Genomic DNA, 24,005 nt, shown 5'->3' on the forward strand with positions numbered 1-24,005 from the left:
GGAAACTCATCGACGAGTCCCCGCGCCGCTGGGGCCGGGGTCAGTAGTCCCAGACGGCCGGGACGAAACGGAAGGCGTTCCCGGTGGTCGCCACGCGGCAGACGGACGGGAACGGCAGGTGGGAGGCGACCAGTTGCCCGCCGGTCGCGGACAGCTCGGTCAGGAGCTCGGTCCGGACGCGGGCCGACAGCTCGGGGTCGTGGTCGAAGCCGTTGTGCCAGTCCGGTTTGTCGAACCCGCACTGGAACACGGCGTCACCGGCGAACGTCAGCCGCTCGCCGCCGGACTCCAGGCGCACGACGCTGTGGCCGGGAGTGTGCCCGCCGGTACGGCTGATCAGGACGCCCGGAGCCACCTCGTACTCCTTCTCGAACGGCCGCAACTGGCCCCGGTACACGTCCAGGAACCGCGACGCGGTCGTCCGGAGCACGTCCGGCACCGGCTCCGGCATGACCGTGCGGGAGAAGTCCGGCGCCGCCCAGAACTCGGCCTCGGCAGCCGCGAGATGGACCCGCAGGTCCGCACGGAGCCGGCCGCGCAGGCCCTCGACGAGGAGTCCGCCGATGTGGTCCATGTGCAGGTGGGTGAGGACGACGTCGGTCACGGACGCGGGGTCGATGCCGGCGGCGTCCAGCCGCGTCGCCAGCTGACCGGCGCGCGGGAACCCCGGGAACTCCGTGCCAAGACCGGAGTCGACGAGGATCGTCCGGCCGCCGCTGCGCACCACGGCGACGTTCAGCGGCCAGTCGATCACCTCGGGGGACAGGAACATGTCGCTGAGCCAGGCCGACAGATCGGCCGCGGCGGCGTTGGTGGCGAGCGTCCCGGGGGAGATCGGCAGCACGCCGTCGCTGATCATCAGGACGTCGATGTCGCCGACCTTCAGCGCGTAGCGCGACGGCACTAACTCGTCGTACGTCGGCGCGGCGGGGCGTGCGATGTCTGCGGGGCTCATCTTGTTCTCCTCTGTGTGGTGGCCCCACCTATGACCGGAGACCCTCCCGGTCTGTGACGGCCGGCGGGGAAATGGATTCGACGCGGCCCCGGCGGGCGGGTGGACTGGGCGCATGACGACACCTCAGGAAGAACTGCTCCCCGGTACGCGCCGCGCGCTGCTGCACCGGATCGCCGTCGCCCAGGCCGAGGGGCGGACGCCGTCGCTCGTCGCCGCCGTGGTGCGGGGCGGGCGGGTCGTGTGGGAAGGGTCCCGGACGTCGGTCGAGGGGCACGGGCCGGACGGGAACGTGCAGTACCGGATCGGGTCGATCACCAAGACGTTCACGGCCGTCCTCGTGCTGCGGCTGCGGGACGAGGGGCTGATCGACCTCGGGGATCCGCTGGAGAAGCACCTCGCCGGGACCGGGGTGGGGGAGGTGACGATCGCCGAACTGCTCGCGCACACCGGCGGGCTGGCGGCGGAGTCGCCGAGTCCCTGGTGGGAGCGGACGCCGGGGCGGCTTCGGCCCGAACTCGCCGACGTGCTGGGCGAGCGCCCCTCCCCGCACCCGGCCGGGCGGCGCTTCCACTACTCCAACCCCGGCTACACCCTCCTCGGCGCCCTGGTCGAGGAGCTGCGCGGAGCCCCGTGGGAGGAGGTTCTCCGGCGTGAAGTGCTTGAACCCCTGGGTCTCACCCGGACAGGCGCTCGCCCCGAGATGCCGTACGCGGGCGGCTGGGCGGTGCATCCCTGGGCCGACGCGATGCTCCCCGAGGCCGTGGAGGACCTCGGCCGGATGGCCCCGGCGGGACAGCTCTGGTCGACGGCACGGGACCTGGCGAGGTTCGCCGTGTTCCTGACGGACGGCGACGACCGGGTGCTCGGCGCCGAGACGGTACGGGAGATGCGGGCCCCCGCCGCGCCGTCCGAGGCCGCTGACCTCGCCGTCGGTGCCGGGTACGGGCTCGGGCTCCAGGTCCAGCACCAGGACGGCCGCGTCCTCGTGGGGCACTCCGGCTCCCTGCCGGGCTACCTCGCCACGCTCACGATCGCCGTGGCCGACGACGTCGCCGCGGTCGCCCTCACCAACTGCACCTCAGGGCCGCTGCTGGCCTCTCTGGGCGCCGATCTCGTCCGGATCGTCGCGGAGGCCGAACCCCGCGTCCCCGAGCCCTGGAAGCCGCTCACAGCCGTCGATCCGGGCACCCTGGAGCTGGTCGGCCCGTGGTACTGGGGCACCCACGCCTTCGCCGTGCGCTGGACCGCCGACGGCCTCCTGTCCCTGGCCCCGCTGGGCCGCGCCGGCCGCCAGTCCCGCTTCGCGCCCGCCGCCGACGGCACCTGGACCGGCCTGGAGGGCTACTACGCCGGTGAACGCCTGACCCCCGTACGCCGCCCCGACGGCACCCTGAGCCACCTGGACCTCGGCTCGTTCGTGTTCACGCGCCAGCCGTACGAGGACGATGCGGCGGTGCCGGGCGGGGTGGACCCGGAGGGGTGGAGGGGGATCGGCTGAGGCGTGTTTCACGTGAAACGGGGGGTGCGGGGGCGAGCCTGAGGGGCGTGTTTCACGTGAAACATGAGGTGCGGTGTGTTTCACGTGAAACGTCTACAGCGCCAGCTTGAACCCCACGTGCGACGCCTCGAACCCCAGCCGCTCGTAGAACCGGTGCGCATCGACCCGAGTGGCGTCGGACGTCAGCTGCACCAACTGGCACCCCTCCCGCCGCGACTCCGCCACCGCCCACTCGATGAACCGCGTCCCCAGCCCGCTGCCCCGCTCGTCGCCCCGGATCCGCACCGCCTCGATGATCGACCGTGTGCTGCCCTTCCGGGAGAGCCCCGGGACGATCGTGAGCTGGAGCGTCCCGACGACCTCGCTCTTGCGGACGGCGACCACGAGGCGCTGGTTCGGATCCTCGGCCAGCCGCTCGAAGGCCGCGAGATACGGCGTGAGGTCGTCCGGCGACTCCCGTTGCGCGCCCAGCGGATCGTCCGCGAGGAGGGCGACGATCGCGGACAGGTCGTCGGTCTCGGCGCTGCGGATGGTCAGGTCGGCCGTTTCAAGATCTTCCATGGCTCGAAGCCTAGGCGTGCACGCCGGGAGACAGGAGGGGCCGGGGTCTACACGGAGGCCGGCGCGTTCTCGATGACCTGGACGAACGGGGCCAGTTTCGGGTCCAGTGCCGCCGCGTCGAGCGCCTCGCGCAGTGCCCGGTCGTTGGTCGGCCGGGCCTCGTCCAGCAGCTTCTGGCCCGCCTCGGTGACGTTCGTGTAGATGCCCCGGCGGTCGGTGGGGCAGAGGTAGCGCTCCAGGAGGCCACGGTCCTCAAGGCGGGTGACCAGGCGGGTCGTGGCGCTCTGGCTGAGGACGACCGCGTCGGCGACCTGCTTCATCTGGAGATGGCCGCCGTCGCCGTCGTGCTGGCGGCTGAGCACGTTCAGCAGGGAGTACTCGCGCACGCTCAGGTCGTGACCGGCCTGGAGGGCGCGCTCGATGTGGCTCTCGATCCTGCCGTGCAGCAGCGAGAGGGCGCACCAGCCCTGGGCGAGGTCGGTGAGTGCGGGGTCCGTCGCGGTCATGGGCGTCCTCCTCCGTCCGGGAGCGGCTGGGAACCAGGATAGGCCAGCCCCGCGATAGTCGGCGCTTGCATATAACCCGCGTCTGCAACTAATGTCAGTGAGGGTAAAGCGCTCCTGCAATCAACTGGGAAGGTGTCACCCTCCATGCCTCTCGCGCTCCTGGCTCTCGCGATCGGGGCCTTCGGCATCGGCACGACCGAGTTCGTGATCATGGGACTGCTCCCCGAGGTCGCCGCCGACTACGGGGTCTCCATCCCCACCGCGGGCTACCTCGTGACCGGCTACGCCCTCGGCGTGATGATCGGCGCCCCGCTGATGACCGCGCTCGGCACGAAGATCCCGCGCAAGCGGATGCTGATGCTGCTGATGGGGCTGTTCATCGTGGGCAACGTGCTGTCCGCCGTCGCCCCCGTCTTCTCCGTGATGCTCGTGGGGCGCGTCGTCGCCTCCCTCGCGCACGGCGCCTTCTTCGGTATCGGCGCGGTCGTCGCGGCCGATCTGGTCGCCCCGGACAAGAAGGCCGGCGCCATCGCGATGATGTTCACCGGCCTGACCGTCGCCAACGTCGTCGGCGTACCCCTCGGCACGCTCGTCGGCCAGCACGTCAGCTGGCGCGTCACCTTCGCCCTCGTCGCCGTCCTGGGCGTGGTCGGCCTCGCGGGGGTCGCGCGGCTCGTCCCCGACCTGCCCAGGCCGCAGGGGGTGCGGCTGCGGCACGAACTCGCCGTCTTCCGGAACACCCAGGTCCTGCTGGCCATGGCGATGACCGTCCTCGGCTTCGGCGGCGTCTTCGCGGCCATCACCTACGTCGCGCCGATGGCCACCCACGTCACCGGCTTCGCCGACGGCTCCGTTACCTGGCTCCTGGTCCTCTTCGGCCTCGGCATGGTCGCGGGCAACCTCGTCGGCGGCCGGTACGCCGACCGCGCGCTCATGCCGATGCTGTACGTCTCGCTGGGCGCCCTGGCGGTCGTCCTGGCCCTCTTCACCCTCACCGCCCACCACAAGGCGCTCGCGGCCGTCACGATCGCCCTGATCGGCGCGCTGGGCTTCGCGACCGTGCCGCCGCTCCAGAAGCGCGTTCTGGACCAGGCCCACGGTGCCCCGACGCTCGCCTCGGCCGTCAACATCGGCGCCTTCAACCTCGGCAACGCGCTCGCGGCCTGGCTCGGTGGCCTCGTCATCGACGCGGGCCACGGCTACACCTCGCCGAACTGGGTCGGCGCTGCCCTCGCCGGCTCCGCGCTTCTGCTCGCGGTCCTCTCGGCCGTGCTGGAACGCCGGGACACCGTCCCGAGCGCGGTGGTCGCCGGGGCGACGGGGCGTCAGGAGACCGCCGTCCACCACTGAACGCACCGCATCGACGTATCAGCCCGCCGCCACCGTCAGCGGAGCGAACCGTCTGGTCCAGTCGCCGGGAAGGCCCGGGATGCCGTACGTCATCACGGCGTTGAAGAAGACCCCCTCAAGGCCCTGCTCCTTCAGCCAGCCCAGCAACTCCTCGTGCCGTACGTCGATGTCCGTGCGCAGCGGGCGGTCCGTGTTGGCCGCGAGGGAGGCGACGAGGGACTTGGCGGTCTCCGTGTCGCGGGCGACGAGCGGGCCCACGACATGGGTGTCCATGTTGGGCCAGACGGCCGCGTACCCCACGATCCGGCCGTCGGTCACCGCGACCCTCAACTGGTCGGCGAACGCGGGCAGTCGGGCGATCATGCGGGTCCGGTCGGCGCCGAACACCTCCTCGTCCAGCCGCAGGATCTCCGTGAGGTCCTCGGCCGTCGCCGCCCTGGTGGCCACCGAAGGGGCCGGCCCCGACGGGGTGAAACGGCCGACCAGCATCTCGGCCCGGCCGGTCGTCTTGAAGCCCAGCTCCTCGTACAACGGGCGGCCGTTCGGCGTCGCGTGCAGGGTCAGCGGGGTGGGGCCGTGCTCCGCGACCACATGCCGCATCAGCCTGCGGCCGACGCCCCGACGGGCATGCCGTTCAGCGACCAGCACCATGCCGATCGCCGCGAGTTCGGGGTGCTCCTGAGGGCCGTACTCGGTCACGACGCACGCGGCGATCAGGCCGCCGGTGGGGTCGTCGATGCCGTAGCCCTTCCCGGCGGTGAGGAGGAGGCCCCACTTGTGCTCCTCGCGTGGCCACCCCCGGTCCTCGGACAAGTCCGCGCACGCGAGGAGGTCGCTGCGCGTCAGGCGGCGGATGGGGAGAGCTGTGGGGGAAGGAGTCGACACGCAGGTCAGGCTGTCCGACCGGTGGGTCCGGCGTCCACCTCTTTCCCCGGAGACATACGCGGTTTTGGCCATGCCGGGGGAACATGCCCGGCGATCAGGGGGGAGGCTTCATGTTTCACGTGAAACCGGCAAACGAAGAGGACGTTTCACGTGAAACATCGGTGGGTGAAGGGCCGCAGGTCGGCGGAATCGCGTTGCAGGCGGAGGGAGGGATCTGGGGGATGTCTACGAATTGGTGTGCCGCGCCCGGTAGTTGAGCGAAACGGTGAATCGCCCCTGGGTAAGACCCCGGTGAGGGGAAGGCGGGGCTTGTGTGGTCAACTGCGGCCGGTATGGTCGACTCCGATTGCGACTGAGACGAGGCGACGCAGCCTAACGGGACGGAGAGATCGAGGACCCGCATTCGCGGTGATACGGCCAGGGCATCCGGGTGGGGGTGGGATGCTGCCCTGTGGGCGAAGCGGCTGCGGAACCGAACAGGTGGGCATAGCCGTTCGCAGGGGGAGCAGGCACTTCCCGAGGCAGGGAGTGCAGACCGACCGAAAGATGTTCGAGGCGAGGCACACCATGGACGCTCCGGCCACCACGTCGGCCGACAACGGCACGTCCGGCGGCGGAGACGGCTGGTTCAAGCCGCGCAAGCAGCCGGCATCGGGCCCTGGCACGGAATCGCAGGGCTCCGAACAAGGCGCAGCCCTGCGGGGCACCGAACCGCAGGCCACGGAGGGCAGGCGCTTGGCGGGCCTCCGGCCGGTGGGGCGGGGGACGGCGAGTGCTGGTGCGGCGGGTTCTGGAGCAGCGGGTTTCGGTGGTGGTCTGCCGCAGGACGCGGGCCGTCCTGACAGCCACCATCCCGACACTGCTCACCCCGATACCGCCCGCCCCGACTTCGGCGCCCGAATAACCGCGCCGCCCGCCCCGGTACCGTCCGACCCCGGGACCACTGTCCTCCCCAAGCTCATACCGGCGCCCGCGACAGCGGTACCTCCACTGGTGTCCACGTCCCGGCCCTCCACCGACACGTTCGCCGTCCCGGAGTCCCTCCAGGTACCGGCCCAGCGCACGGCGCCGAGCGAACCACTGCCCGCCGAAGCCGCCCACGTGACAGCGCCGCCCGAGGAACAGCACAGGGCTGAGGGGCAGCACCTGGCCGAGGAACAGCACCGGGTTGAGGGGCAACACCGAACCGGGGACCAGCACCGCGCCGAGAACCCGCTGGCGGCACCGCACCCCGAGCCCGGGTCCTTCCGGCAGTTCGCCGAAGAGGGGCCCCGGACCGAGGCCGAGCCCGACTCCGACCTCGACGCTGACCCGGAGTTCTTCCGGCCGTTCATCCAGGAACCGCCGCGCCCCGAAGCCGAGTCGGCTCCCGAGCACTCCCGCCCGTTGCCGCACGAGGCGCCCCGCCCCGAGCCCGGCCCGGAGGCGGCCCAGCCGTTCCTTCACGAGGCCGCCCGCCCCGAGTCCGGCTCCGCCCAGCTGTTCCCCCACGGAACAACCCGGCCCGGGTCCGACTCGGGCCCCGAAGCCGCCCGGCTGTTGCCGCACGAGGCCGCCCGCCCCGAGCCCGGCCCCGAAGCCCCCCAGCCCTTCCCCCACGAGGGAACCCGTCCCGAGCCCGACTCCGCCCCAGAGACCCCCCAGCCGTTCTCTTACGAGGCGCCCCGTCCCGAGTCCGGCCCCGAGGCTGCTCACCCGCTGCCCCCCAAGGCACCGCAGGCCGAGGCTGAACCCCTCCAGGCGTACACCCCGGACGCCCCCGAACCCGCCCCCGAGCCCTCCGGCTCGTTCGTGCCCGATGCCTTTCGGCCCGCCGTTGGCTTCTCCCGGGCCTCCGCCCCGGACGTCCTTCAGGACGAGTCCCTGGAAGCCGCCCCGGAGCCGTTCCGGGCGTTTGGGGCCGGGAGTCTGGAGGGGGCGGAACCCGCTCCCGAGGGGTCGCCTGATGCCGTGCTCGTGCGGCGGACCATGGCCGCCATCGGGGAGGTTTCCGACAAGGTCACCTCGTACTTCTACGCGCTCCTGTTCGTCAGGCATCCCGACCTGCGTCCGCTGTTCCCGCCCGCCATGGACGCCCAGCGGGACCGGCTGCTCAAGGCGCTGCTGACGGCCGCCGAGCACGTCGACAACACGCCGGTGCTCGTGGAGTACCTCCAGAACCTCGGCCGGGGCCACCGCAAGTACGGCACGCGCGCCGAGCACTACCCGGCGGTCGGGGAGTGCCTGATCGGGGCGCTCGCCAAGTACGCCCAGTCCGTGTGGAACCCGGAGACGGAGGCGGCCTGGGTACGGACGTACACGACGATCTCCCAGGTGATGATCGACGCGGCGGCCGTCGACGAGCTGCGCGCCCCGCCCTGGTGGCAGGCGGAAGTCGTCTCGCACGAGCTACGGACGCAGGACATCGCGGTCATCACGGTCCGGCCCAACCAGCCGTACCCGTTCCTCGCCGGGCAGTACGCGAGCCTGGAGACCCCCTGGTGGCCGAGGATCTGGCGGCACTACTCCTTCGCCTCGGCCCCCCGCTCCGACGGCCTGCTCTCGTTCCACGTGAAGGCCGTCCCCGCCGGCTGGGTCTCCAACGCGCTGGTGCACCGCGCACACCCCGGCGACGTGATCCGGCTGGGCCCGCCCGCCGGGACGATGACGGTCGACCACACCCGTGACAGCGGCCTGCTCTGCCTCGGCGGCGGCACCGGCATCGCCCCGATCAAGGCCCTGGTCGAGGACGTCGCGGAACACGGCACCCGGCGCCGGATGGAGGTCTTCTACGGCGCCCGCACCGACCACGACCTCTACGACATCGACACGATGCTGAGGCTCCAGCAGTCCCACTCCTGGCTGGAGGTCCGCCCGGTGGTCGACAAGCACGGCCTGCTCCAACTCCCGGACGCCATCCGCACGTTCGGCCCCTGGGACGAGTACGACGCGTACCTTTCGGGCCCGGTCGGCATGATCCGCAGCGGCGTGGACGCACTGCGCGGCGCGGGCATCCCGAAGGAGCGGATACGGCACGACTCCGTCGCGGAACTGGTCGCCGCCGGGTAGGGGTCAGCCGAGATCGGGGGCGTGCATCGCGCGCACGCCCTCGATGTTGCCGTCCAGATAGTGCCGCAGCGACAGCGGGACGAGGTGGACGGAGGCGATCCCGACGCGGGTGAAGGGCACCCGGACGATCTCGTAGTCGCCGATCGGTTCGTCGACCTCGGGGCCATGGCGCAGACCGGGGTCCATGGACTCCAGATGGCAGACGAAGAAGTGCTGCACCTTCACGCCGGTCGCGCCGCCGTCCTCGCCGATGTGCTCGACGGTGTCGACGAAACAGGGGACCACATCAGCGATCTTGGCGCCGAGTTCCTCGTACACCTCACGGTGCAGGGCGTCCACGACGGTCTCGTCCTCGGGCTCGACACCCCCGCCGGGGGTGACCCAGTAGGGATCGAGGCCGGGTTTGGTGCGCTTGATCAGGATCAGGTCGTCACCGTCCAGCAGAACGGCGCGTGCGGTGCGTTTGACCACGGGTCGGACGGTCATGGGAGGAATGTGGCCCGCTTGGTTCCACGTGAAACATCGCACCCCGGGGTCGGTCTCGGTTTCACGTGAAACATCATCGCCACGCCGCTGCCGCCCGCAGCAACCGTTCATGCGCCCGGGCTATGTGCGGCATCGCCAGCGTCCCCGTCCGCACCACGAGGAAGTACGTCCGCAGCGGCGGCACCGCCGGTTCGTGCAGCGCCACGACGTCCCCCCGCTCCAGGGCCGCCGCGCAGAGATACCGGGGCAGCACAGCGAGCCCCGCCCCCGCGACCGCGCACGCGAGGACCGCGCGGAGGTCGGGGACGATCACCGTGCCGGAGGCGGCGGGGAGGGAGTCGAAGACGGAGGCCCAGTACCGGGCGACGAGGGGCAACGACTCGTGGACCTCGACGACGGGGAGGTTCTCCAGGAGGCCGGCACTCGCGCGACGAGTCCGCCCAGGGTCGATCCGCCCGCCGTCCATCCACCCACCGCCCACACCGAGCCGCTCCGCCCACTCCGGCCCGGCGACCAGCACATGCTCCTCGTCGCACAGCGGCGTCGCCGTCAGCAGCGGCCCCCGTGGGCGCGCCGTGCTGATCGCCAGGTCGTGACGGCCCGCCGCGAGGCCCTCCAGGACCTCTTCCGCGGTGCCGAAGGAGGCGCGCAGGGCGAGGCCCTGGCCGTCCTCGCCGGTGAGTTCCGTGAGCGCGGGCAGGGCCTGTCCGGCGGTGAACTCGGGCGGTCCGGCGAGGTGCAGGGTCCGCAGCGAGGAGGCCTCGTCGAGGCCGGTCTCGGCGATCTCCACGAGCGCGTCGAGGTGCGGCGCCGCCTTGTGGGCGAGTTCGTCGCCGATCGTCGTCGGGGTGACGCCCCGGGCCTGGCGCAGGAACAGCGGGCGGCCGACCTGCCGCTCCAGGGTGCGGATCTGCGAGGTGACGGCGGGCTGGGAGAGGCCGAGCAGCGCGGCGGCGCGGGTGAAGGAGCCGGCCCGGTGCACGGTCACGAAGGTGCGCAGCAAGGCCAGATCCACGGCCCGCCCCCTTCCGGCACCTCGCCCGGCCCCGACGAGGGGCCAACGATAAATATGCCGATAGGTCCCTGCCGCTACTGTGATTGGACATTGACATTGAGTCAACTAGCCTGGTTGGCGCGGTTCTTGACGCACGGAACCGAGGGGCGGTCCGAACCACGAGGGGGGAGGCTCGGACCGCCCGCAGCGCAGGCCAGGGCCGCGCAGGGCTCTCAGCCCGCAGACTCCGCCAGCGCCCGCAGCACATCCGCGACCAGATCCTCGGTGTCCTCGGTGCCGACGGAGAGCCGTACGAAGCCCTCCGGGACCGCGTCGCCGCCCCAGCGGCCCCGGCGTTCGGCGGTGGAGCGCACCCCGCCGAAGCTCGTCGCGTCGTCCACGAGCCGCAGGGACTCCAGGAAGCGTTCCGCGTGCGCGCGGGAGGCGAGGGTGAACGACACGACGCAGCCGTAGCGGCGCATCTGCCGGGCGGCGACCTCGTGCGAGGGGTCCTCGGGCAGCCCCGGATAGCGCAGCGCGACCACCTCGGGCCGGTCCTTCAGCGCGCGGGCGACGGCCAGCGCGGTCGCGCTCTGCCGGTCCACCCGCAGGGAGAGCGTCGCGAGCGAGCGGTGCCCGAGCCACGCCTCCATCGGCCCCGGGATCGCGCCGACGATCTTGCGCCAGCGCCGTACGGCCGCCATGGCCTCCCCCGCGCGGCCCGTGACGTACCCGAGGAGCACGTCACCGTGCCCGCTGAGCTGCTTCGTGCCGCTCGCCACGGAGAAGTCGGCGCCCAGGTCCAGCGGGCGCTGGCCGAGGGGCGTGGCGAGGGTGTTGTCGACGGCGACCAGGGCGCCGCGCGCGTGTGCCGCCTCGGCGAGCCGCCGGACGTCGCACACGTCCAGCTCCGGGTTGGACGGCGTCTCGATCCACAGCAGCCGGGCGCCGTCCAGCACCGCGAGCTGCGCGTCCCCGCCGGTCGGCGCGGTGCGCACCTCGATGCCGTACGCCTCCAACTGCGCGCGCACCAGAGGCAGCGCCTGGTAGCCGTCGTCCGGGAGGACGACCGTGTCGCCGGAGCGGAGCTGGGAGAAGAGGACGGCCGAGATCGCCGCCATCCCGGAGGCGAACGCGAGGGTCTCGACGCCGTCCTCCCCGGGCGCCTCCAGCTCGGCCACGGCACGCTCCAGGAGCGTCCAGGTGGGGTTCTCGTCCCGGCCGTAGGTGTACGGGCCGGTCGGCTCGCCGGGGAGGTGGTAGTGGGCGGCGAACACCGGGCCGGGCAGCGCGGGCTCGTACTTGACGGGCTCGGGCAGCCCGGCACGCACCGCGCGCGTACCCTCACCCATCCCTGTGTCGCTCATGTCGTCCGCCCCTCCAGGTCCTGCCGTACGGCGGCGAGCAGGCCGTCGCTCGCCGCCTCCACCATCTCAAGGCACGCCGCGAAGCCCGCACGGCCCCCGTAGTAGGGGTCGGGGACGTCGAGGGCGGACTCGGTCGCGGCGGGGTCGTACGAGCGCAGGAGCCGGACCTTGGCGGCGTCCTCGGGGGTCGGGGCGAGGCGGCGCAGGTCCTGGAGGTGGCCGGCGTCGAGGGCGATCACCAGATCGAGGTCCGCGAACCAGGCGCGCTCGAACCGGCGGGCCGTGTGCGCCGTGCCGTACCCGTGCTCCCGCAGGACCTCGACCGTGCGCGGGTCGGCGTCCTCGCCCTCGTGCCACGCGTCCGTACCGGCGCTGTCGACCTCGACGCTCCCCGACAGACCGGCGTCCGCCACGCGCGCGCGGAACACCGATTCGGCCATCGGGGAACGGCAGATGTTGCCCGTGCAGACGAAGCAGACGCGATAGGTCATCGGTGATCAGTCGCCGTCGGGGAGGGCGAGGCTCAGCGCCCACGAGACGACGGAGATGATCAGACCGCCGAGCACGGCCGTCCAGAAGCCCTCCACGTGGAAGCTCAGGTCGAGCTTGTCGGCCAGCCACGACGTCAGCATCAGCATCAGCGCGTTGACGACCAGCGTGATCAGGCCGAGCGTGAGGATGAACAGCGGGAAGGTCAGCAGCTTCACGACCGGCTTGACCAGGAAGTTCACGAGCCCGAACAGCAGCGCGACGATCAGCAGGGTGCCGATCTTCTTGCCCGTGCTGTCACCGGTCAGGGTGATCTTGTCCAGCAGCCAGACGGCGACCGCCAGGGCGCCCGCGTTGGCGATCGTCTTGACTACGAAAATCTTCATGTGTCTGATCGTTCCAGAGAAGATCGACGGCCTGTACGGGCCACGAGCGGGACGAGGGCGATGAAGGCATTCCGGCTGGACGAACTGGAGGCGGAACGAGCCGCCAACGATGGCGCCTACCTGCAGTTCCTGCGCGAGCGGAACATGTCGGTCGGCCTGTACGCGCTCGACGCGGGCACCCACGATCCACAGAACCCGCACAACCAGGACGAGGTCTACTTCGTGGTCAGCGGGCGCGCGTCGATCACCGTCGACATGGAGACGACCGAGGTGGCGCGCGGCAGCGTCGTCTACGTGCCCGCCGGGGTGGCCCACAAGTTCCACCACATCAGCGAGGACCTGCGGGTGCTGGTCGTGTTCTCGCCGCCGGAGGGCTGAAGCCCGCCGGAGCGCCGAACCCCACCGGAAGGCTGAGCCGGAACCCACCCTTCCCCTAGGGGACGGGTCAGGGGACGACAAGGGGTGCGAACCCCCCGCCCGCCCCCCGCCGGGACCTAGCATCGAAGCAGGACATCCGAAGAAGGGCCGGTGGCCGAAAGGCCGCCGGCCGGCGCACAGATGGGGACAAGGACGATGCGAGAGATCCTCTCGGGACTGCCGTGGTGGGTGAAGTGGGTGGCGGTGCCGGTCATCGCCCTCGTCGTGTTCGGCGGGCTGATAGCCAGCGTCGTCGGCTTCGTGGTCTGGCTGCTGTTCAAGGTGCTGATCTTCGTCGCGCTGGTCGGCGGACTGGTCTACGTCGTACGGAAGTTCACCTCTAGCTCCTCCTCCCGCAGCGACTGGTGACGCGGGAGACCGGTAACAGGGAACGCCGGTTCCCTCGGGCGGGGGAAGTTTCCCGCGCAGCGCGGCGGCGCGGCCGTACGGGCCGTTAGAGTCCGGAATCCGACGCGGGGACGAGCCCGCACGGACCACCCCTCGCGCTCCGGGAGTGCCCCTTGGCGACGGCTGACACCTCCCCCGCGGAACCGGGCGCACCCCCCGCCCGCCCGCCGGGACCACGGGCCGCTCCGGCGGCCGTCCCGCAGCAGCCGCACTCCACGGCCACCCTCATCGGCTCGGTCCAGCGCGCGATGCGCCTCCTGGAGAGCGTCGCGGGACACGTGTACGGCGCTCCCGCGAAACAGCTCGCGAGAGAGACGGGCCTCGCCCTCCCCACCGCCTACCACCTGCTGCGCACCCTCGTCCACGAGGGCTATCTACGGCGCGACAAGGGGCTGTTCTTCCTCGGCGAGGCGGCCGAGCGGCTGGCCTCAGCAGGGGCAGCGCAGAAACGTCGCAGCACGCTGGTCGAGACGCTCGCGCAGTGGCGGGACGCCGTCGGGGCGCCCGTGTACTACGCCGTGTACCGCGACGGCGAGATCGAGACGCTGTACGTCGCCGACACGCCGGAGTCGCCCGCCGTCGAGCAGTGGGCCGACTTCCGGGAGACCGGGCACGCGCACGCCATCGGGCAGTGCCTGCTGTCCCAGCTCGACGACGGGGCCCGGCGCGACCACCTCGACCGGTATCCCGCGAGCGCCCTCACGCCGTACACCGTCCGCGACAGCCACAGTCTGCTGCGCAGGCTCTCCGGGGCGCGGCGCACCGAGGCGGTGACCGAGCGGCAGGAGTATCTGCTGGGGACGGTCTGCGCCGCCCTGCCGATCACCGTGGGGGCGAGTGCCGCCACCGTCGCGCTGTCCCTGCCCGTGCGGCAGGCCGAGCGGCTGCTTCCCGCCGTGCGGGCGCTGGAGCGCGAGGTCGGGTGCGCGGTGGGGGCGCTCGCGCTCTCTATCAGCATCTGAAAAATCACTGCTTGTGACCCCGTGTGTACTTTCAGCAAGATGCGTTGCAGTCATAGGTACATTCCCGGCCACTCGACGGCACAGACGGGGTAAGGCGATGCGTGAGTCCGTTCAGACAGTTCAGGCAGAGGTCATGATGAATTTCCTCGTCTCCGAGGAGCTCTCGTTCCGGATCCCGGTGGGGCTGGAGTACGAGCCGGACGACCCGTACGCCGTCCGGCTCACCTTCCATCTGCCCGGGGACGCGCCGGTGACCTGGACGTTCGGCCGCGAACTCCTCATCGACGGCGTGGGCCGCCCGTGCGGCGAGGGCGACGTCCGGGTCGCCCCCACGGACCCCGAATCCCTCGGCGAGGTCCTCATCCGCCTCCAAGTGGGCGCCGACCAGGCCGTCTTCCGCTCCTCGGCGGCCCCCCTCATCGCCTTCCTCGACCGCACGGACCGGGTGGTTCCGCTGGGCCAGGAGGGATCTTTCGCGGACTTCGACGCGCATCTCGACGAGGCGTTGGGGCGGATCCTGGCGGAGGAGCAGAGCGCGGGGTGAGAGGGGTCGCGCTGTGGGGGCGGGGAAACGCTTCAGCGGTTCCGGAGAGTTGCAGGAACGGTTCTGCTGGGGTTGGGGCTGAGAGCTCGGCCCCTCGCCCCGCCCCCCGACACCCTCACCGGGCGGTCAGTGCTTGCGGCGCCGCCCCCGCCCTCCCTTTGCCGGCGCGGGAGCCGCAGCTGACGGCGTCGCCGGTGCGGACTTCCCGTCCGGGCGGTCCGCCGAGACGACCAGCGCCGCCAAGGCCGTCGTGACCGGCACCGAAGCGACCAGCCCGATCGAGCCGACCAGGGTGCGGACGATCTCCTCCGCCACCAACTCGCTGTTGGCCACCGCACCGACGCTGCTGTTGGCGATGGAGAAGAGGAGCAGCAGCGGGAGCGCGGCGCCCGCGTACGCGAGGACGAGGGTGTTGACGACCGAGGCGATGTGGTCGCGGCCGATGCGGATGCCCGCTCGGTAGAGCCCGCGCCAGCCCATCGTGGGGTTCGCCTCGTGCAGCTCCCAGACCGCCGACGTCTGCGTGACCGTCACGTCGTCCAGGACACCCAGCGAGCCGATGATGATGCCCGCGAGGAGCAGACCGCTCATGTCGATCGACGGGTACAGGCCGTGGATGAGGCCGGTGTTGTCGTCCGTGTTGCCCGTGAGCGCGGCCCAGCCGATGAACAGCGAGCCGAGGATGCCGATCAGGATCAGTGAGATCAGCGTGCCGAGCACGGCGACGGATGTCCGTGCCGAGAGGCCGTGGCACAGGTAGAGGGCGATCAGCATGATCGCGCTGGCCCCCACCACCGCCACGACCAGCGGGTTCGAGCCCTGGAGGATCGCCGGCAGGATGAAGAAGTTCAGGATCATGAAGCTGATCGCCAGCGCGACCAGCGCCATGACGCCGCGCAGCCGTCCGACGACCACGACCGCGATCGCGAAGATTCCGGCGAGCAGCGCCATCGGGAACCGCCGGTTGATGTCCGCGACGGAGTACTGGAGGTCCTTCGGCGCGGACGGCTCGTACGCGACGACGACCTTCTGACCCTGCTTCAGCTGCCGCGACTGGTCGGGCTGGACGATCTCCGCGAACGTACGGCCCTTGTCGCTGCCCGTGTCCACCCGGATCGTCGCCCGCTTGCAGGTCCCGCCCGCCTGCTGCACCGCCGAGGACCCCTCGGCGGTCGAGGTGTCACCGGTCGGCGGCACCCCCGACGCGTTGACGGAGGCGCAGCTCAGCTTCTCGATCCTCGTGACCGTCGCCTGCTGCGTCTGCCGGTCGAACCCGACGCCGGTCCGCTCGTGCGGCGGCGCGCCACCGGGCCACAGCACCGCGAGCCCCACGACCACGGCCGCCGCGAAGGGGATCAGGATCGCGCCGATGACCTTGCGGAGGTGCCGGGAGACGGGGGCGGCGGGGCCATGGCTGTGGGAGTGGCCACCGCCGTGCCCTCCACCGTGCCCCCCGCCGTGCGAGTCACCGTGCCCGCCGCCGTGCGCGTCACCGGGTTCGTGGTGATGCTCGCCGTGTCCGGAACCGCCGCTGTGGGCTTGGTGATCGGGGACGCGGGGGATGGGGCCGCTGTCGTGAGCGGAGACCTGGGGGGAGGGCCCGCTGCCCTGCGCGGAGACTTGAGGAACGGGCCCGCTGTCGTACGGCGACACCTGCGGCACAGGCCCGCTGTCGTACGGCGACACACGCGGTACGGGACCACTGTCCGGCCCGGGAACACGCGGCACAGCACCGCTGTCGTACCCCGGCCCCTCCGCACCCGGCCTCAGCAGCGGCCCCCTCCGCTGAAGTGAACCCAGCCGAGTGCCGGGGCGGTTGCCCGAGGCGGGCCCGCGTCCAGGACCCGCGTCACCTTGCCCGGCGACAGGCCCCGCTCCCTCACCGGCGTACGGCTCCTCACCCCCGTACCCGTCCCCCGCACCCGCATCGCGCGCGGTGCCGGGGCGGCGGGGCCGTTCGGGAGGCGGGGGGAACGGGGAGCGGGGTGTCGTGGTCACCGACCGATCATCGCAAGAACGGCAGAGGCCCACTGTTCACCGCGCCACAAATACCGCTAGCGTGGAGGCACCTTTGCACACGCGGGAGCTCGGAGCACCGGGCTGAGAGGGCGCTGACCTTCGTCTTCGCGGTGTTTCACGTGAAACGTCACCGGGTTCGAGTGATGTTTCACATGAAACATCGGCAGACGGAAGCCGCTGCGTCGACCGCTGAACCTGTTACCGGGTAATGCCGGCGTAGGGAGTAGGTCTCATGACCATCAAGGACGCACGCACGCCTGCCTCCACACAGAACGAGGCCGGGAAGTCCATCGGCTGGCACAAGGCGTACGTCGAGGGCTCGCGCCCCGATCTGCGGGTGCCGGTCCGTCAAGTGCACCTCACCAACGGGCAGTCGGTCACCCTGTACGACACCTCGGGCCCGTACACCGACCCGTCCGAGCAGACGGACGTCCGCCGGGGCCTGTCCCCCCTGCGGGAGAACTGGATCATCGGCCGGGGCGACACCGAGGAGTACGCGGGCCGTCCGGTCCGCCCCGAGGACGACGGGCTCAAGCACACCTCGCCGCGCGGTGGCCTGCGCAACCTGGACGCGGTCTTCCCGGGCCGCCCGCGCCTGCCGCGCCGCAGCCGGGACGGGCAGGCGGTCACGCAACTGGCGTACGCGCGCCGGGGCGAGGTCACGCCGGAGATGGAGTACGTGGCCATCAGGGAGAACATCGCGCCCGAGGTCGTCCGCGAGGAGATCGCGGCGGGGCGGGCCGTCCTGCCGGCCAACGTCAACCACCCGGAGATCGAGCCGATGATCATCGGCAAGCGGTTCCTGGTGAAGGTCAACGCGAACATCGGGAACTCGGCGGTGACGTCCTCCATCGAGGAGGAGGTCGAGAAGATGACCTGGGCGACCCGCTGGGGCGCCGACACAGTCATGGACCTTTCGACCGGCCGCAACATCCACACCACCCGGGAGTGGGTGCTGCGCAACTCCCCCGTCCCCATCGGCACGGTGCCGCTCTATCAGGCGCTGGAGAAGGTCGACGGCCGCGCCGAGGAGCTGACCTGGGAGATCTACAAGGACACGGTGATCGAACAGGCCGAGCAGGGCGTGGACTACATGACGGTCCACGCGGGCGTCCGGCTGCCGTTCGTCCCGCTCACCGCGAACCGCAAGACCGGCATCGTCTCGCGCGGCGGCTCGATCATGGCGGCCTGGTGCCTCGCGCACCACAAGGAGTCGTTCCTGTACGAGAACTTCGCGGAACTCTGCGAGATCCTCGCCGCGTACGACGTCACGTACTCGCTGGGCGACGGCCTGCGGCCCGGCTCCATCGCGGACGCCAACGACGAGGCGCAGTTCGCGGAGCTGCGCACACTGGGCGAACTCAACAGGATCGCCCGCAGTCACGACGTACAGACGATGATCGAGGGCCCGGGGCACGTCCCGATGCACAAGATCAAGGAGAACATCGACCTCCAGCAGGAGATCTGCGACGAGGCGCCGTTCTACACGCTCGGCCCGCTGACCACGGACGTCGCGCCCGCGTACGACCACATCACGTCCGGGATCGGCGCGGCGATGATCGCCTGGTGGGGGACGGCGATGCTCTGCTACGTCACGCCGAAGGAGCACCTCGGTCTGCCCAACCGCGACGACGTCAAGACCGGCGTGATCACCTACAAGATCGCCGCTCACGCCGCCGACCTCGCCAAGGGGCACCCCGGCGCGCAGGACTGGGACGACGCGCTGTCCGACGCGCGCTTCGAGTTCCGCTGGGAGGACCAGTTCAACCTGGCCCTCGACCCCGACACGGCCCGCGCCTTCCACGACGAGACGCTCCCGGCGGAACCGGCCAAGACCGCGCACTTCTGCTCGATGTGCGGCCCGAAATTCTGCTCGATGAAGATCTCCCAGGACATCCGCCGCGAACACGGCGGCAGCCGGGCCGACATCGAGGAGGGCATGGCCCAGAAGTCGAAGGAGTTCGCGGCGGCGGGGAACCGGGTGTATCTGCCGATCGCGGACTGAGGACGCCGTGAACCCCCTGGCCCGCGCCCCCTGCAAGGGGACGCGGGCCAGGAGTCATCGGGGGTGGTCGGGCTCTAGTCGGGCTGGTTGTCCGGGCCGCCGAAGTCCGGGCTCGTGTAGTCCGGGCTGGAGAAGCTCGGGCGGTGGCCGGGATCGGGGCCGTCGTCGGGGCTGGTGAAGCCGGGACTGTCGTATCCGATCTTGGGCAGGCGGCTCGGCGGAGGTGTGCGCGGGACCGTCGCCGCCGGGCCCTGTTCGGTGAGCGCCTCGCGGAAGTACGGCAGGAAGCCGCGCTCCAGCAGGGCGGTCCGCCAGGCCTCCCGGGCCCGCTCGACCTCCTGGGCCTGTTCGTTGTACGGCCCCGCCTCCAGCGCGGGCCGGTTGCGCAGCGCGGTGAGCAGCAGCCCGACGGTGGCGACGAGGATCGCCAGCGCCGTGACCACCCCGAACACCCAGCCGGCCTTGACCAGCGCGTCGGCGAACGCCGGGGGCCGGTCGAGCGCCTTGAGGAGGTAGCCGACGAGCAGGAAGATCACCGCGGCGGTCCCGGCGAGGACCGGCGTGAGGACGGCGGCGACGGCGACGGCCCCCGCCCCGGCGGGCTCGACGGCGGCCTCCCCCAGGCCGGCCGCGATCCCCGCACCCCCGCTCGCCGCGTCCCCGGACTCGCGGGCCGAAGAGACCGAAGAAGACGACGAGGACGGCGCCGGGTGGCGCAGCTCCTCGCGGACCTTCACGTAGTGCTGGTACTCGGTCGCCGCCGCGGCCGTGATGAACGCGGTGGCGCCCAGCGCCATGGTGCGCAGCTGTACCGGGTTGAGGCGCCGGCCGATACCGGCCAGTTCCGGGTGGTGTGGGGCGGAGCGCAGCGCCTCGTCGAGGATCCGCTCGTACTCCTGGCGGTCCTCACTGTGCAGGTGCTGCGGAACGCTGTTCATGTGCATCCCCCGATGCTCCGTAGGGCTTGGGGCTCGCATGCCAACGAGCCGTCGGGCAGAAACGGAGGGGAGCCTGCTACGGATAAGCCGATGGTAGAGCGGCGACGGCTCAAGGTGACAGGGGGTTTGCGGAAATTGGGCCCGCGCCCGTGCCGCCGGCGATCAGTCCTCCTTGCCGGTCGCCTGCCCGGTGGACGTCCGATTATCCATGGGCAGCTGTTGGACCAGCAGCTTTCCGGCCATGGTCACTCCGCCGTCCATCGCGATGGCGAGTCCCTCCGCGTAGACGTGCGGTCCCTTGACGTTCGGCCCGGTGTCGTCGTCGGGGTCCTCGGAGCCGACTTCGCCCAGCAGATAGGGAATCGGGCTGTGCCCGTGAACGATGAGGGTGCCCCCGTACGTATCGAGGAGGGCGCGGACGGCGTCGGCGCCGCCCTCGTCGCGGAAGGAGAAGCGCTTGGTGAACTTGCGGAAGAGATCCCACACCTCGTCCGCGTCGTTGCGGGTGAGCGCCTCGCGGATGCTGTCGTTGACGGCCTCGATCGAGTCGCCGTAGTCGAGATAGGCGGTCGTGTCGGAGTGGACGAGCAGATGGCCGTCGACCTCCTCGATCGCGTCGAGGCGCGCCATCCACTGGAGGTGGTGGTCCTGGAGGCGGTCCATGTCGGACTTCTGGCCGCCGTTGAGCAGCCAGGCCGCCTGGAAGGTGGCGGTGCCGGCCCCGGAGTTGACGGGGGTGTCGCCGAACCGCTTGGCGCCCAGCAGGAGGAGTTCGTGGTTGCCCATCAGGGCCTTGCAGTAGCCGCCCGCCGCCGCCGCCTCCGCCGACAGCCGCATGACCAGGTCGATCACGCCGATGCCGTCGGGCCCGCGGTCGGTGAAGTCGCCGAGGAACCAGAGCCGCGCGTTGCCCGCGCACCACTGGGCGGCCTCGTCGATGAGGCCCTTCTCCCGCAGCGCGGCGTGCAGTTCGTCGATGTAGCCGTGCACGTCGCCGACGACGAACAGGGGTCCGGGCCCGTCCGTGGCCACCACGGGCTCCACGGTCGGCATCCGCAGCGTGTCGCCCCGGTTGATGACCGGCAGGTCGCGCTGGGTCGGCGTGTACCCCTCGGGGTACGCCTGCTCGTCGGCCGGTACGGCGTCGCCGGGATGCCCGGCGGGGTCGTACGGGCCGGTCTCATGGACGTACGCGGGCACCCGGAAGTCGCGCAACGTCGCCGTCCGTTCCGCTTCGGGTCCCTGACCGGCCCCCTGAGTCATCAGACCCCTCCACCATCGCGCCGCAGCTGCACCGCTTCGGACTGCCTGGTCGCAGCGGCCCGCGGTGTCGTGGGCCCATCATAGGAATGCGGATCGGGCCATGTGATGACCCAGGGGTGGTGAATCGGTTCGGGCGCGCGCCGGTGCGTGGCATTCGCCCCGATTGACCCGTGCTTGGCCGTCGTACCGGTGTCCCGCACCCACCGCACGACGGCCCCGGGGACGGCCGGCTACTTCCCCTCGGGCGTGCGCGGCGGGCTCACCGTCGTACGCGGCGGACGGCGTTGCGAGGAGGTGCGGATGATCAGTTCCGTCGGTATCACCTGCTCGACCGGGCGGTCCGAGTCGACGCCCTCGATCGCGTCGATGAGGAGCTGGACGACCGCGGTGCCGATCCGGCGCGGCTTCAGCGAGAGCGTGGTGATGGGGGGTTCGGTGCTCGCGTACACCGTGGACTCGCTACAGCACACCAGGAGCAGGTCCTCGGGGACGCGCAGGCCGTAGCGGCGGGCGGCGGCGAGGAGGTCCGTGCCGTTGGGGTCGAAGAGGCCGTACACGGCGTCAGGACGGTCGGGCCGGGCGAGCAGCCGGTCGGCGGCGACGGCTCCCGCGCAGGGGTCGTGCGCCGGATAGGCCTCGTACACCGGGTCCTGTCCGACGCGCTCGCACCAGTGCAGGTACGCGGTGGTCGACAGGTGCGTGTACGTGTCGGTCGTGGTCCCCGTGAGCAGCCCGATCCGGCGCGCGCCGGCGTCGGCGAGGTGGTCGAGGATGTCCAGTACGGCGGCCTCGTGGTCGTTGTCGACCCACGCGGTGACCGGCAGCGGACCGGAGGGGCGGCCGTCGGAGACGACGGGTAAACCCTGCCGGACCAGCTCGCTGACCACCGGGTCCTGGTCGCCGGGGTCGATGACGACCGTGCCGTCCAGGGCGACGTTCGACCACACGTCGTGGCGCGAGGTCGCCGGGAGGATGACGAGCGCGTAGCCGCGGGCGAGCGCGGCCGAGGTGGCGGCTCTGGCCATCTCGGCGAAGTACGCGAATTCGGTGAAGGTGAAAGGTTCATCCCCGTACGTGGTGACGGTCAGTCCGATCAGGCCGGACTTACCCGTACGGAGCGTGCGGGCCGCGGCCGACGGGCGGTAGCCCAGCCGGTCGGCGACCTCGCGGACATGGCGTCGGGTGGCATCAGGGAGCCTGCCCTTGCCGTTCAGGGCGTCGGAAACGGTCGTGATGGAGACTCCGGCGGCGGCCACGTCCCTGATACCCGCTCGGCCCGGCCGGCTGCCTCGGCGTGAGGTTTCCGCGCGGCTCACCTGGTGCTTCCCTGCTGCTGTCATGGCGTGCCGATAGTAGGGCTCATGAGGTGGGGTAGGGCGGACGCATATGCACACATCGACAGGCACGTTTCTGCAAGGTCAAAGTCGCCAAGTACTTGAGAAACAAAGTCAGTTGGCCGTTCGAACGGCACTACTTGTGGCATCGACGCTGATGAGCCTGGCGAGGCACCGATGTCTCGAAGAGGTCTCAACTCACCTGTACGAGGGACGCGCGCCACGGCGCGTGCCACCGGCGCGTAGATATATGTGCGTCGCGCCCTCTGTTTCGTCGGCCTTCGTACGGTGTTGCCCCTGATGCGCGTGTGACGAACGAGGTCCGCACGGCCGCTGACGTGCACGTGCCGAATCCTCATAAGGTGAGCAGAATTGAGTACCGGCGCCGGTCGCGAGGAGGACTGTGGTGAGCGAGACGAACCCCAAGCTGCGGGTCGAGCTGGAGGGGATCCCCACCTACAAGCCGGGCAGGCCGGCCGCCGAGGGCGGACCGGTGGCCTACAAGCTGTCCTCCAACGAGAACCCGTATCCGCCGCTGCCCGGCGTCCTGGAGACCGTCACGGCCGCCGCCTCGTCGTTCAACCGCTACCCGGACATGGCGTGTACGGCGCTGACAGCCGAACTGGCCGACCGCTTCGGCGTCCCCGTCTCCCACGTCGCCACCGGCACCGGCTCCGTCGGCGTCGCCCAGCAGCTCCTCCAGGCGACCTCGGGCCCCGGCGACGAGGTCATCTACGCCTGGCGCTCCTTCGAGGCGTACCCGATCATCACGCAGATCAGCGGCGCGACCTCCGTCAAGGTCCCGCTGACCCCGGGCGACGTCCACGACCTCGACGCGATGTACGAGGCGATCACCGACCGCACCCGCCTGATCTTCGTCTGCAACCCCAACAACCCGACGGGTACGGCCGTGCGGCGGGCCGAGCTGGAGCGGTTCCTGGACCGGGTGCCGGGCGACGTCCTGGTCGTCCTGGACGAGGCGTACCGCGAGTTCGTGCGCGACGCGGACGTCCCCGACGGCGTCGAGCTGTACCGGAGCCGTCCCAACGTCTGCGTCCTGCGCACGTTCTCCAAGGCGTACGGCCTCGCGGGGCTGCGCGTCGGCTTCGCGATCGCCCACGAGCCCGTCGCCGCCGCGCTGCGCAAGACGGCGGTGCCCTTCGGGGTCACGCAGCTCGCGCAGGACGCCGCCGTCGCGTCCCTGCGCGCGGAGGACGAACTCCTGGGCCGCGTCGGGGTCCTGGTCTCCGAGCGCACGCGGGTGGTCGACGCGCTGCGCACCCAGGGGTGGACCGTCCCGGACACGCAGGCCAACTTCGTCTGGCTGGGGCTGGGGGAGCGGACGCCCGCGTTCGCCGCCGCGTGCGAGCGGGCCGGGGTCGTGGTGCGGCCGTTCCCGGAGGGGGCGCGGGTGACGATCGGGGAGACCGAGGCGAACGACATCTTCCTGAAGGTGACGGAGGGGTTCATCAAAGAGGGGTTCGTTCAGGAGGGCTGAGAGTCCCTGCGGGGGTGCGTGAGGGGTACGTCTCGGGGGGCCTGTGACCAAACAGGCCCCCCCTCCCGTCAAGTCTCGAACGGGTATGCGCC

General features: G+C 71.3%; 22 protein-coding genes. 9 read left to right on the forward strand and 13 right to left on the reverse strand.

From position 1 onward, the window contains the following. Positions 1-40: 40 nt before the first annotated feature. Positions 41-955 carry an MBL fold metallo-hydrolase gene (locus tag J8M50_RS03310; RefSeq protein ID WP_010354093.1) on the reverse strand — a complete coding sequence of 305 codons (915 nt, stop codon included), beginning with the start codon at positions 953-955 and terminating at the stop codon, positions 41-43. Between the two features lie 112 nt (positions 956-1,067). On the opposite strand from J8M50_RS03310, the gene J8M50_RS03315 reads away from it, so the two are divergent. After that, positions 1,068-2,453, forward strand: coding sequence for a serine hydrolase domain-containing protein (locus tag J8M50_RS03315; protein ID WP_010354094.1), 1,386 nt, complete (start codon positions 1,068-1,070; stop codon positions 2,451-2,453). Between the two features lie 93 nt (positions 2,454-2,546). On the opposite strand, the gene J8M50_RS03320 is transcribed toward J8M50_RS03315, so the two are convergent. Both J8M50_RS03320 and J8M50_RS03325 read right to left on the reverse strand, forming a co-directional pair. Beyond that, positions 2,547-3,014 carry a GNAT family N-acetyltransferase gene (locus J8M50_RS03320; protein ID WP_010354095.1) on the reverse strand — a complete coding sequence of 156 codons (468 nt, stop codon included), beginning with the start codon at positions 3,012-3,014 and terminating at the stop codon, positions 2,547-2,549. A 47-nt stretch (positions 3,015-3,061) separates the two neighbouring features. Further along, a complete protein-coding gene (locus J8M50_RS03325; RefSeq protein ID WP_010354096.1) occupies positions 3,062-3,520 on the reverse strand; it encodes a MarR family winged helix-turn-helix transcriptional regulator in 459 nt (152 codons plus the stop codon). Positions 3,521-3,664: 144 nt separating this feature from the next. On the opposite strand from J8M50_RS03325, the gene J8M50_RS03330 reads away from it, so the two are divergent. Further along, positions 3,665-4,870, forward strand: a complete 1,206-nt coding sequence (locus tag J8M50_RS03330) for an MFS transporter (RefSeq protein ID WP_010354097.1) — start codon at positions 3,665-3,667, stop codon at positions 4,868-4,870. A gap of 18 nt (positions 4,871-4,888) precedes the next feature. Here the strand turns inward: J8M50_RS03330 and J8M50_RS03335 are convergent, their stop codons facing one another. Continuing rightward, entirely contained in the window at positions 4,889-5,755 is an 867-nt protein-coding gene (locus J8M50_RS03335) for a GNAT family N-acetyltransferase (protein WP_010354099.1), read from the reverse strand. 546 nt (positions 5,756-6,301) lie between these two features. Here J8M50_RS03335 and J8M50_RS50370 point away from each other — a divergent pair. Further along, the gene (locus J8M50_RS50370; protein WP_233450298.1) at positions 6,302-8,803 is read left to right on the forward strand and encodes a globin domain-containing protein; all 2,502 of its coding nucleotides are present in this window, start codon (positions 6,302-6,304) and stop codon (positions 8,801-8,803) included. A gap of 3 nt (positions 8,804-8,806) precedes the next feature. Here J8M50_RS50370 and J8M50_RS03345 read toward each other — a convergent pair whose 3' ends face one another. The 5 genes from J8M50_RS03345 to J8M50_RS03365 all read right to left on the reverse strand — a co-directional run bounded on the left by J8M50_RS03345 (position 8,807) and on the right by J8M50_RS03365 (position 12,525). Further along, positions 8,807-9,289 carry an NUDIX domain-containing protein gene (locus J8M50_RS03345; RefSeq protein WP_010354101.1) on the reverse strand — a complete coding sequence of 161 codons (483 nt, stop codon included), beginning with the start codon at positions 9,287-9,289 and terminating at the stop codon, positions 8,807-8,809. Positions 9,290-9,362: 73 nt separating this feature from the next. Continuing rightward, a complete protein-coding gene (locus J8M50_RS03350; protein ID WP_010354102.1) occupies positions 9,363-10,304 on the reverse strand; it encodes a LysR family transcriptional regulator in 942 nt (313 codons plus the stop codon). A gap of 212 nt (positions 10,305-10,516) precedes the next feature. After that, complete coding sequence (locus tag J8M50_RS03355; protein ID WP_029183913.1) at positions 10,517-11,650, reverse strand: cystathionine gamma-lyase; 1,134 nt, start codon at positions 11,648-11,650, stop codon at positions 10,517-10,519. Beyond that, positions 11,647-12,141: a low molecular weight protein-tyrosine-phosphatase gene (locus J8M50_RS03360; RefSeq protein WP_010354105.1), complete on the reverse strand. Its 495-nt coding sequence runs from the start codon at positions 12,139-12,141 to the stop codon at positions 11,647-11,649. Before J8M50_RS03360 ends, J8M50_RS03355 begins: the two co-directional genes overlap by 4 nt. 6 nt (positions 12,142-12,147) lie before the next feature. Further along, the gene (locus J8M50_RS03365) at positions 12,148-12,525 is read right to left on the reverse strand and encodes a phage holin family protein (protein ID WP_010354106.1); all 378 of its coding nucleotides are present in this window, start codon (positions 12,523-12,525) and stop codon (positions 12,148-12,150) included. 60 nt (positions 12,526-12,585) lie between these two features. On the opposite strand from J8M50_RS03365, the gene J8M50_RS03370 reads away from it, so the two are divergent. The 4 genes from J8M50_RS03370 to J8M50_RS03385 all read left to right on the forward strand — a co-directional run bounded on the left by J8M50_RS03370 (position 12,586) and on the right by J8M50_RS03385 (position 14,856). Further along, positions 12,586-12,903 (forward strand): cupin domain-containing protein, encoded by a 318-nt coding sequence (locus tag J8M50_RS03370; RefSeq protein WP_010354107.1) that lies wholly within the window; start codon positions 12,586-12,588, stop codon positions 12,901-12,903. Between the two features lie 195 nt (positions 12,904-13,098). Further along, complete coding sequence (locus J8M50_RS03375) at positions 13,099-13,311, forward strand: DUF5326 family protein (protein WP_010354109.1); 213 nt, start codon at positions 13,099-13,101, stop codon at positions 13,309-13,311. A gap of 152 nt (positions 13,312-13,463) precedes the next feature. Further along, on the forward strand, positions 13,464-14,312 hold the full coding sequence (locus J8M50_RS03380) for an IclR family transcriptional regulator (protein WP_010354110.1): 849 nt from the start codon (positions 13,464-13,466) through the stop codon (positions 14,310-14,312). Between the two features lie 97 nt (positions 14,313-14,409). Continuing rightward, entirely contained in the window at positions 14,410-14,856 is a 447-nt protein-coding gene (locus J8M50_RS03385) for an SsgA family sporulation/cell division regulator (RefSeq protein WP_029183914.1), read from the forward strand. A 126-nt stretch (positions 14,857-14,982) separates the two neighbouring features. Here the strand turns inward: J8M50_RS03385 and J8M50_RS03390 are convergent, their stop codons facing one another. After that, positions 14,983-16,419 (reverse strand): YibE/F family protein, encoded by a 1,437-nt coding sequence (locus J8M50_RS03390; protein WP_050987233.1) that lies wholly within the window; start codon positions 16,417-16,419, stop codon positions 14,983-14,985. Positions 16,420-17,107: 688 nt separating this feature from the next. On the opposite strand from J8M50_RS03390, the gene thiC reads away from it, so the two are divergent. Further along, the gene (gene thiC / locus J8M50_RS03395; RefSeq protein ID WP_010354113.1) at positions 17,108-18,880 is read left to right on the forward strand and encodes a phosphomethylpyrimidine synthase ThiC; all 1,773 of its coding nucleotides are present in this window, start codon (positions 17,108-17,110) and stop codon (positions 18,878-18,880) included. Between the two features lie 74 nt (positions 18,881-18,954). Here the strand turns inward: thiC and J8M50_RS03400 are convergent, their stop codons facing one another. From J8M50_RS03400 to J8M50_RS03410, 3 genes are all read right to left on the reverse strand, one after another. Next, complete coding sequence (locus J8M50_RS03400) at positions 18,955-19,824, reverse strand: hypothetical protein (RefSeq protein ID WP_010354114.1); 870 nt, start codon at positions 19,822-19,824, stop codon at positions 18,955-18,957. A gap of 156 nt (positions 19,825-19,980) precedes the next feature. Then, the gene (locus J8M50_RS03405; RefSeq protein WP_010354115.1) at positions 19,981-21,081 is read right to left on the reverse strand and encodes a metallophosphoesterase; all 1,101 of its coding nucleotides are present in this window, start codon (positions 21,079-21,081) and stop codon (positions 19,981-19,983) included. Positions 21,082-21,311: 230 nt separating this feature from the next. Beyond that, complete coding sequence (locus J8M50_RS03410; RefSeq protein WP_050987230.1) at positions 21,312-22,421, reverse strand: LacI family DNA-binding transcriptional regulator; 1,110 nt, start codon at positions 22,419-22,421, stop codon at positions 21,312-21,314. Positions 22,422-22,821: 400 nt separating this feature from the next. Here J8M50_RS03410 and hisC point away from each other — a divergent pair, with 400 nt between their 5' ends. Next, positions 22,822-23,913 carry a histidinol-phosphate transaminase gene (gene hisC, locus J8M50_RS03415; RefSeq protein ID WP_010354117.1) on the forward strand — a complete coding sequence of 364 codons (1,092 nt, stop codon included), beginning with the start codon at positions 22,822-22,824 and terminating at the stop codon, positions 23,911-23,913. Positions 23,914-24,005: the final 92 nt, after the last annotated feature.

Origin of the sequence: Streptomyces acidiscabies (assembly GCF_020010905.1) — a bacterium.
Taxonomy (GTDB): Bacteria; Actinomycetota; Actinomycetes; order Streptomycetales; family Streptomycetaceae; genus Streptomyces; species Streptomyces acidiscabies.

Excerpts from the sequence above, each read along its gene's own strand:
- J8M50_RS03410 (WP_050987230.1), bottom strand. The coding sequence starts at position 22,421 with ATGACAGCAGCAGGGAAGCACCAGGTGAGCCGCGCGGAAACCTCACGC.
- J8M50_RS03405 (WP_010354115.1), bottom strand. The coding sequence starts at position 21,081 with ATGACTCAGGGGGCCGGTCAGGGACCCGAAGCGGAACGGACGGCGACG.
- J8M50_RS03400 (WP_010354114.1), bottom strand. The coding sequence starts at position 19,824 with ATGCACATGAACAGCGTTCCGCAGCACCTGCACAGTGAGGACCGCCAG.
- J8M50_RS03375 (WP_010354109.1), top strand. The coding sequence starts at position 13,099 with ATGCGAGAGATCCTCTCGGGACTGCCGTGGTGGGTGAAGTGGGTGGCG.
- J8M50_RS03330 (WP_010354097.1), top strand. The coding sequence starts at position 3,665 with ATGCCTCTCGCGCTCCTGGCTCTCGCGATCGGGGCCTTCGGCATCGGC.
- J8M50_RS03320 (WP_010354095.1), bottom strand. The coding sequence starts at position 3,014 with ATGGAAGATCTTGAAACGGCCGACCTGACCATCCGCAGCGCCGAGACC.
- J8M50_RS03310 (WP_010354093.1), bottom strand. The coding sequence starts at position 955 with ATGAGCCCCGCAGACATCGCACGCCCCGCCGCGCCGACGTACGACGAG.
- thiC (WP_010354113.1), top strand. The coding sequence starts at position 17,108 with ATGACCATCAAGGACGCACGCACGCCTGCCTCCACACAGAACGAGGCC.
- J8M50_RS03315 (WP_010354094.1), top strand. The coding sequence starts at position 1,068 with ATGACGACACCTCAGGAAGAACTGCTCCCCGGTACGCGCCGCGCGCTG.
- J8M50_RS03365 (WP_010354106.1), bottom strand. The coding sequence starts at position 12,525 with ATGAAGATTTTCGTAGTCAAGACGATCGCCAACGCGGGCGCCCTGGCG.
- J8M50_RS03370 (WP_010354107.1), top strand. The coding sequence starts at position 12,586 with ATGAAGGCATTCCGGCTGGACGAACTGGAGGCGGAACGAGCCGCCAAC.
- J8M50_RS03325 (WP_010354096.1), bottom strand. The coding sequence starts at position 3,520 with ATGACCGCGACGGACCCCGCACTCACCGACCTCGCCCAGGGCTGGTGC.
- J8M50_RS03360 (WP_010354105.1), bottom strand. The coding sequence starts at position 12,141 with ATGACCTATCGCGTCTGCTTCGTCTGCACGGGCAACATCTGCCGTTCC.
- J8M50_RS50370 (WP_233450298.1), top strand. The coding sequence starts at position 6,302 with ATGTTCGAGGCGAGGCACACCATGGACGCTCCGGCCACCACGTCGGCC.
- J8M50_RS03355 (WP_029183913.1), bottom strand. The coding sequence starts at position 11,650 with ATGAGCGACACAGGGATGGGTGAGGGTACGCGCGCGGTGCGTGCCGGG.
- J8M50_RS03345 (WP_010354101.1), bottom strand. The coding sequence starts at position 9,289 with ATGACCGTCCGACCCGTGGTCAAACGCACCGCACGCGCCGTTCTGCTG.
- J8M50_RS03385 (WP_029183914.1), top strand. The coding sequence starts at position 14,410 with ATGCGTGAGTCCGTTCAGACAGTTCAGGCAGAGGTCATGATGAATTTC.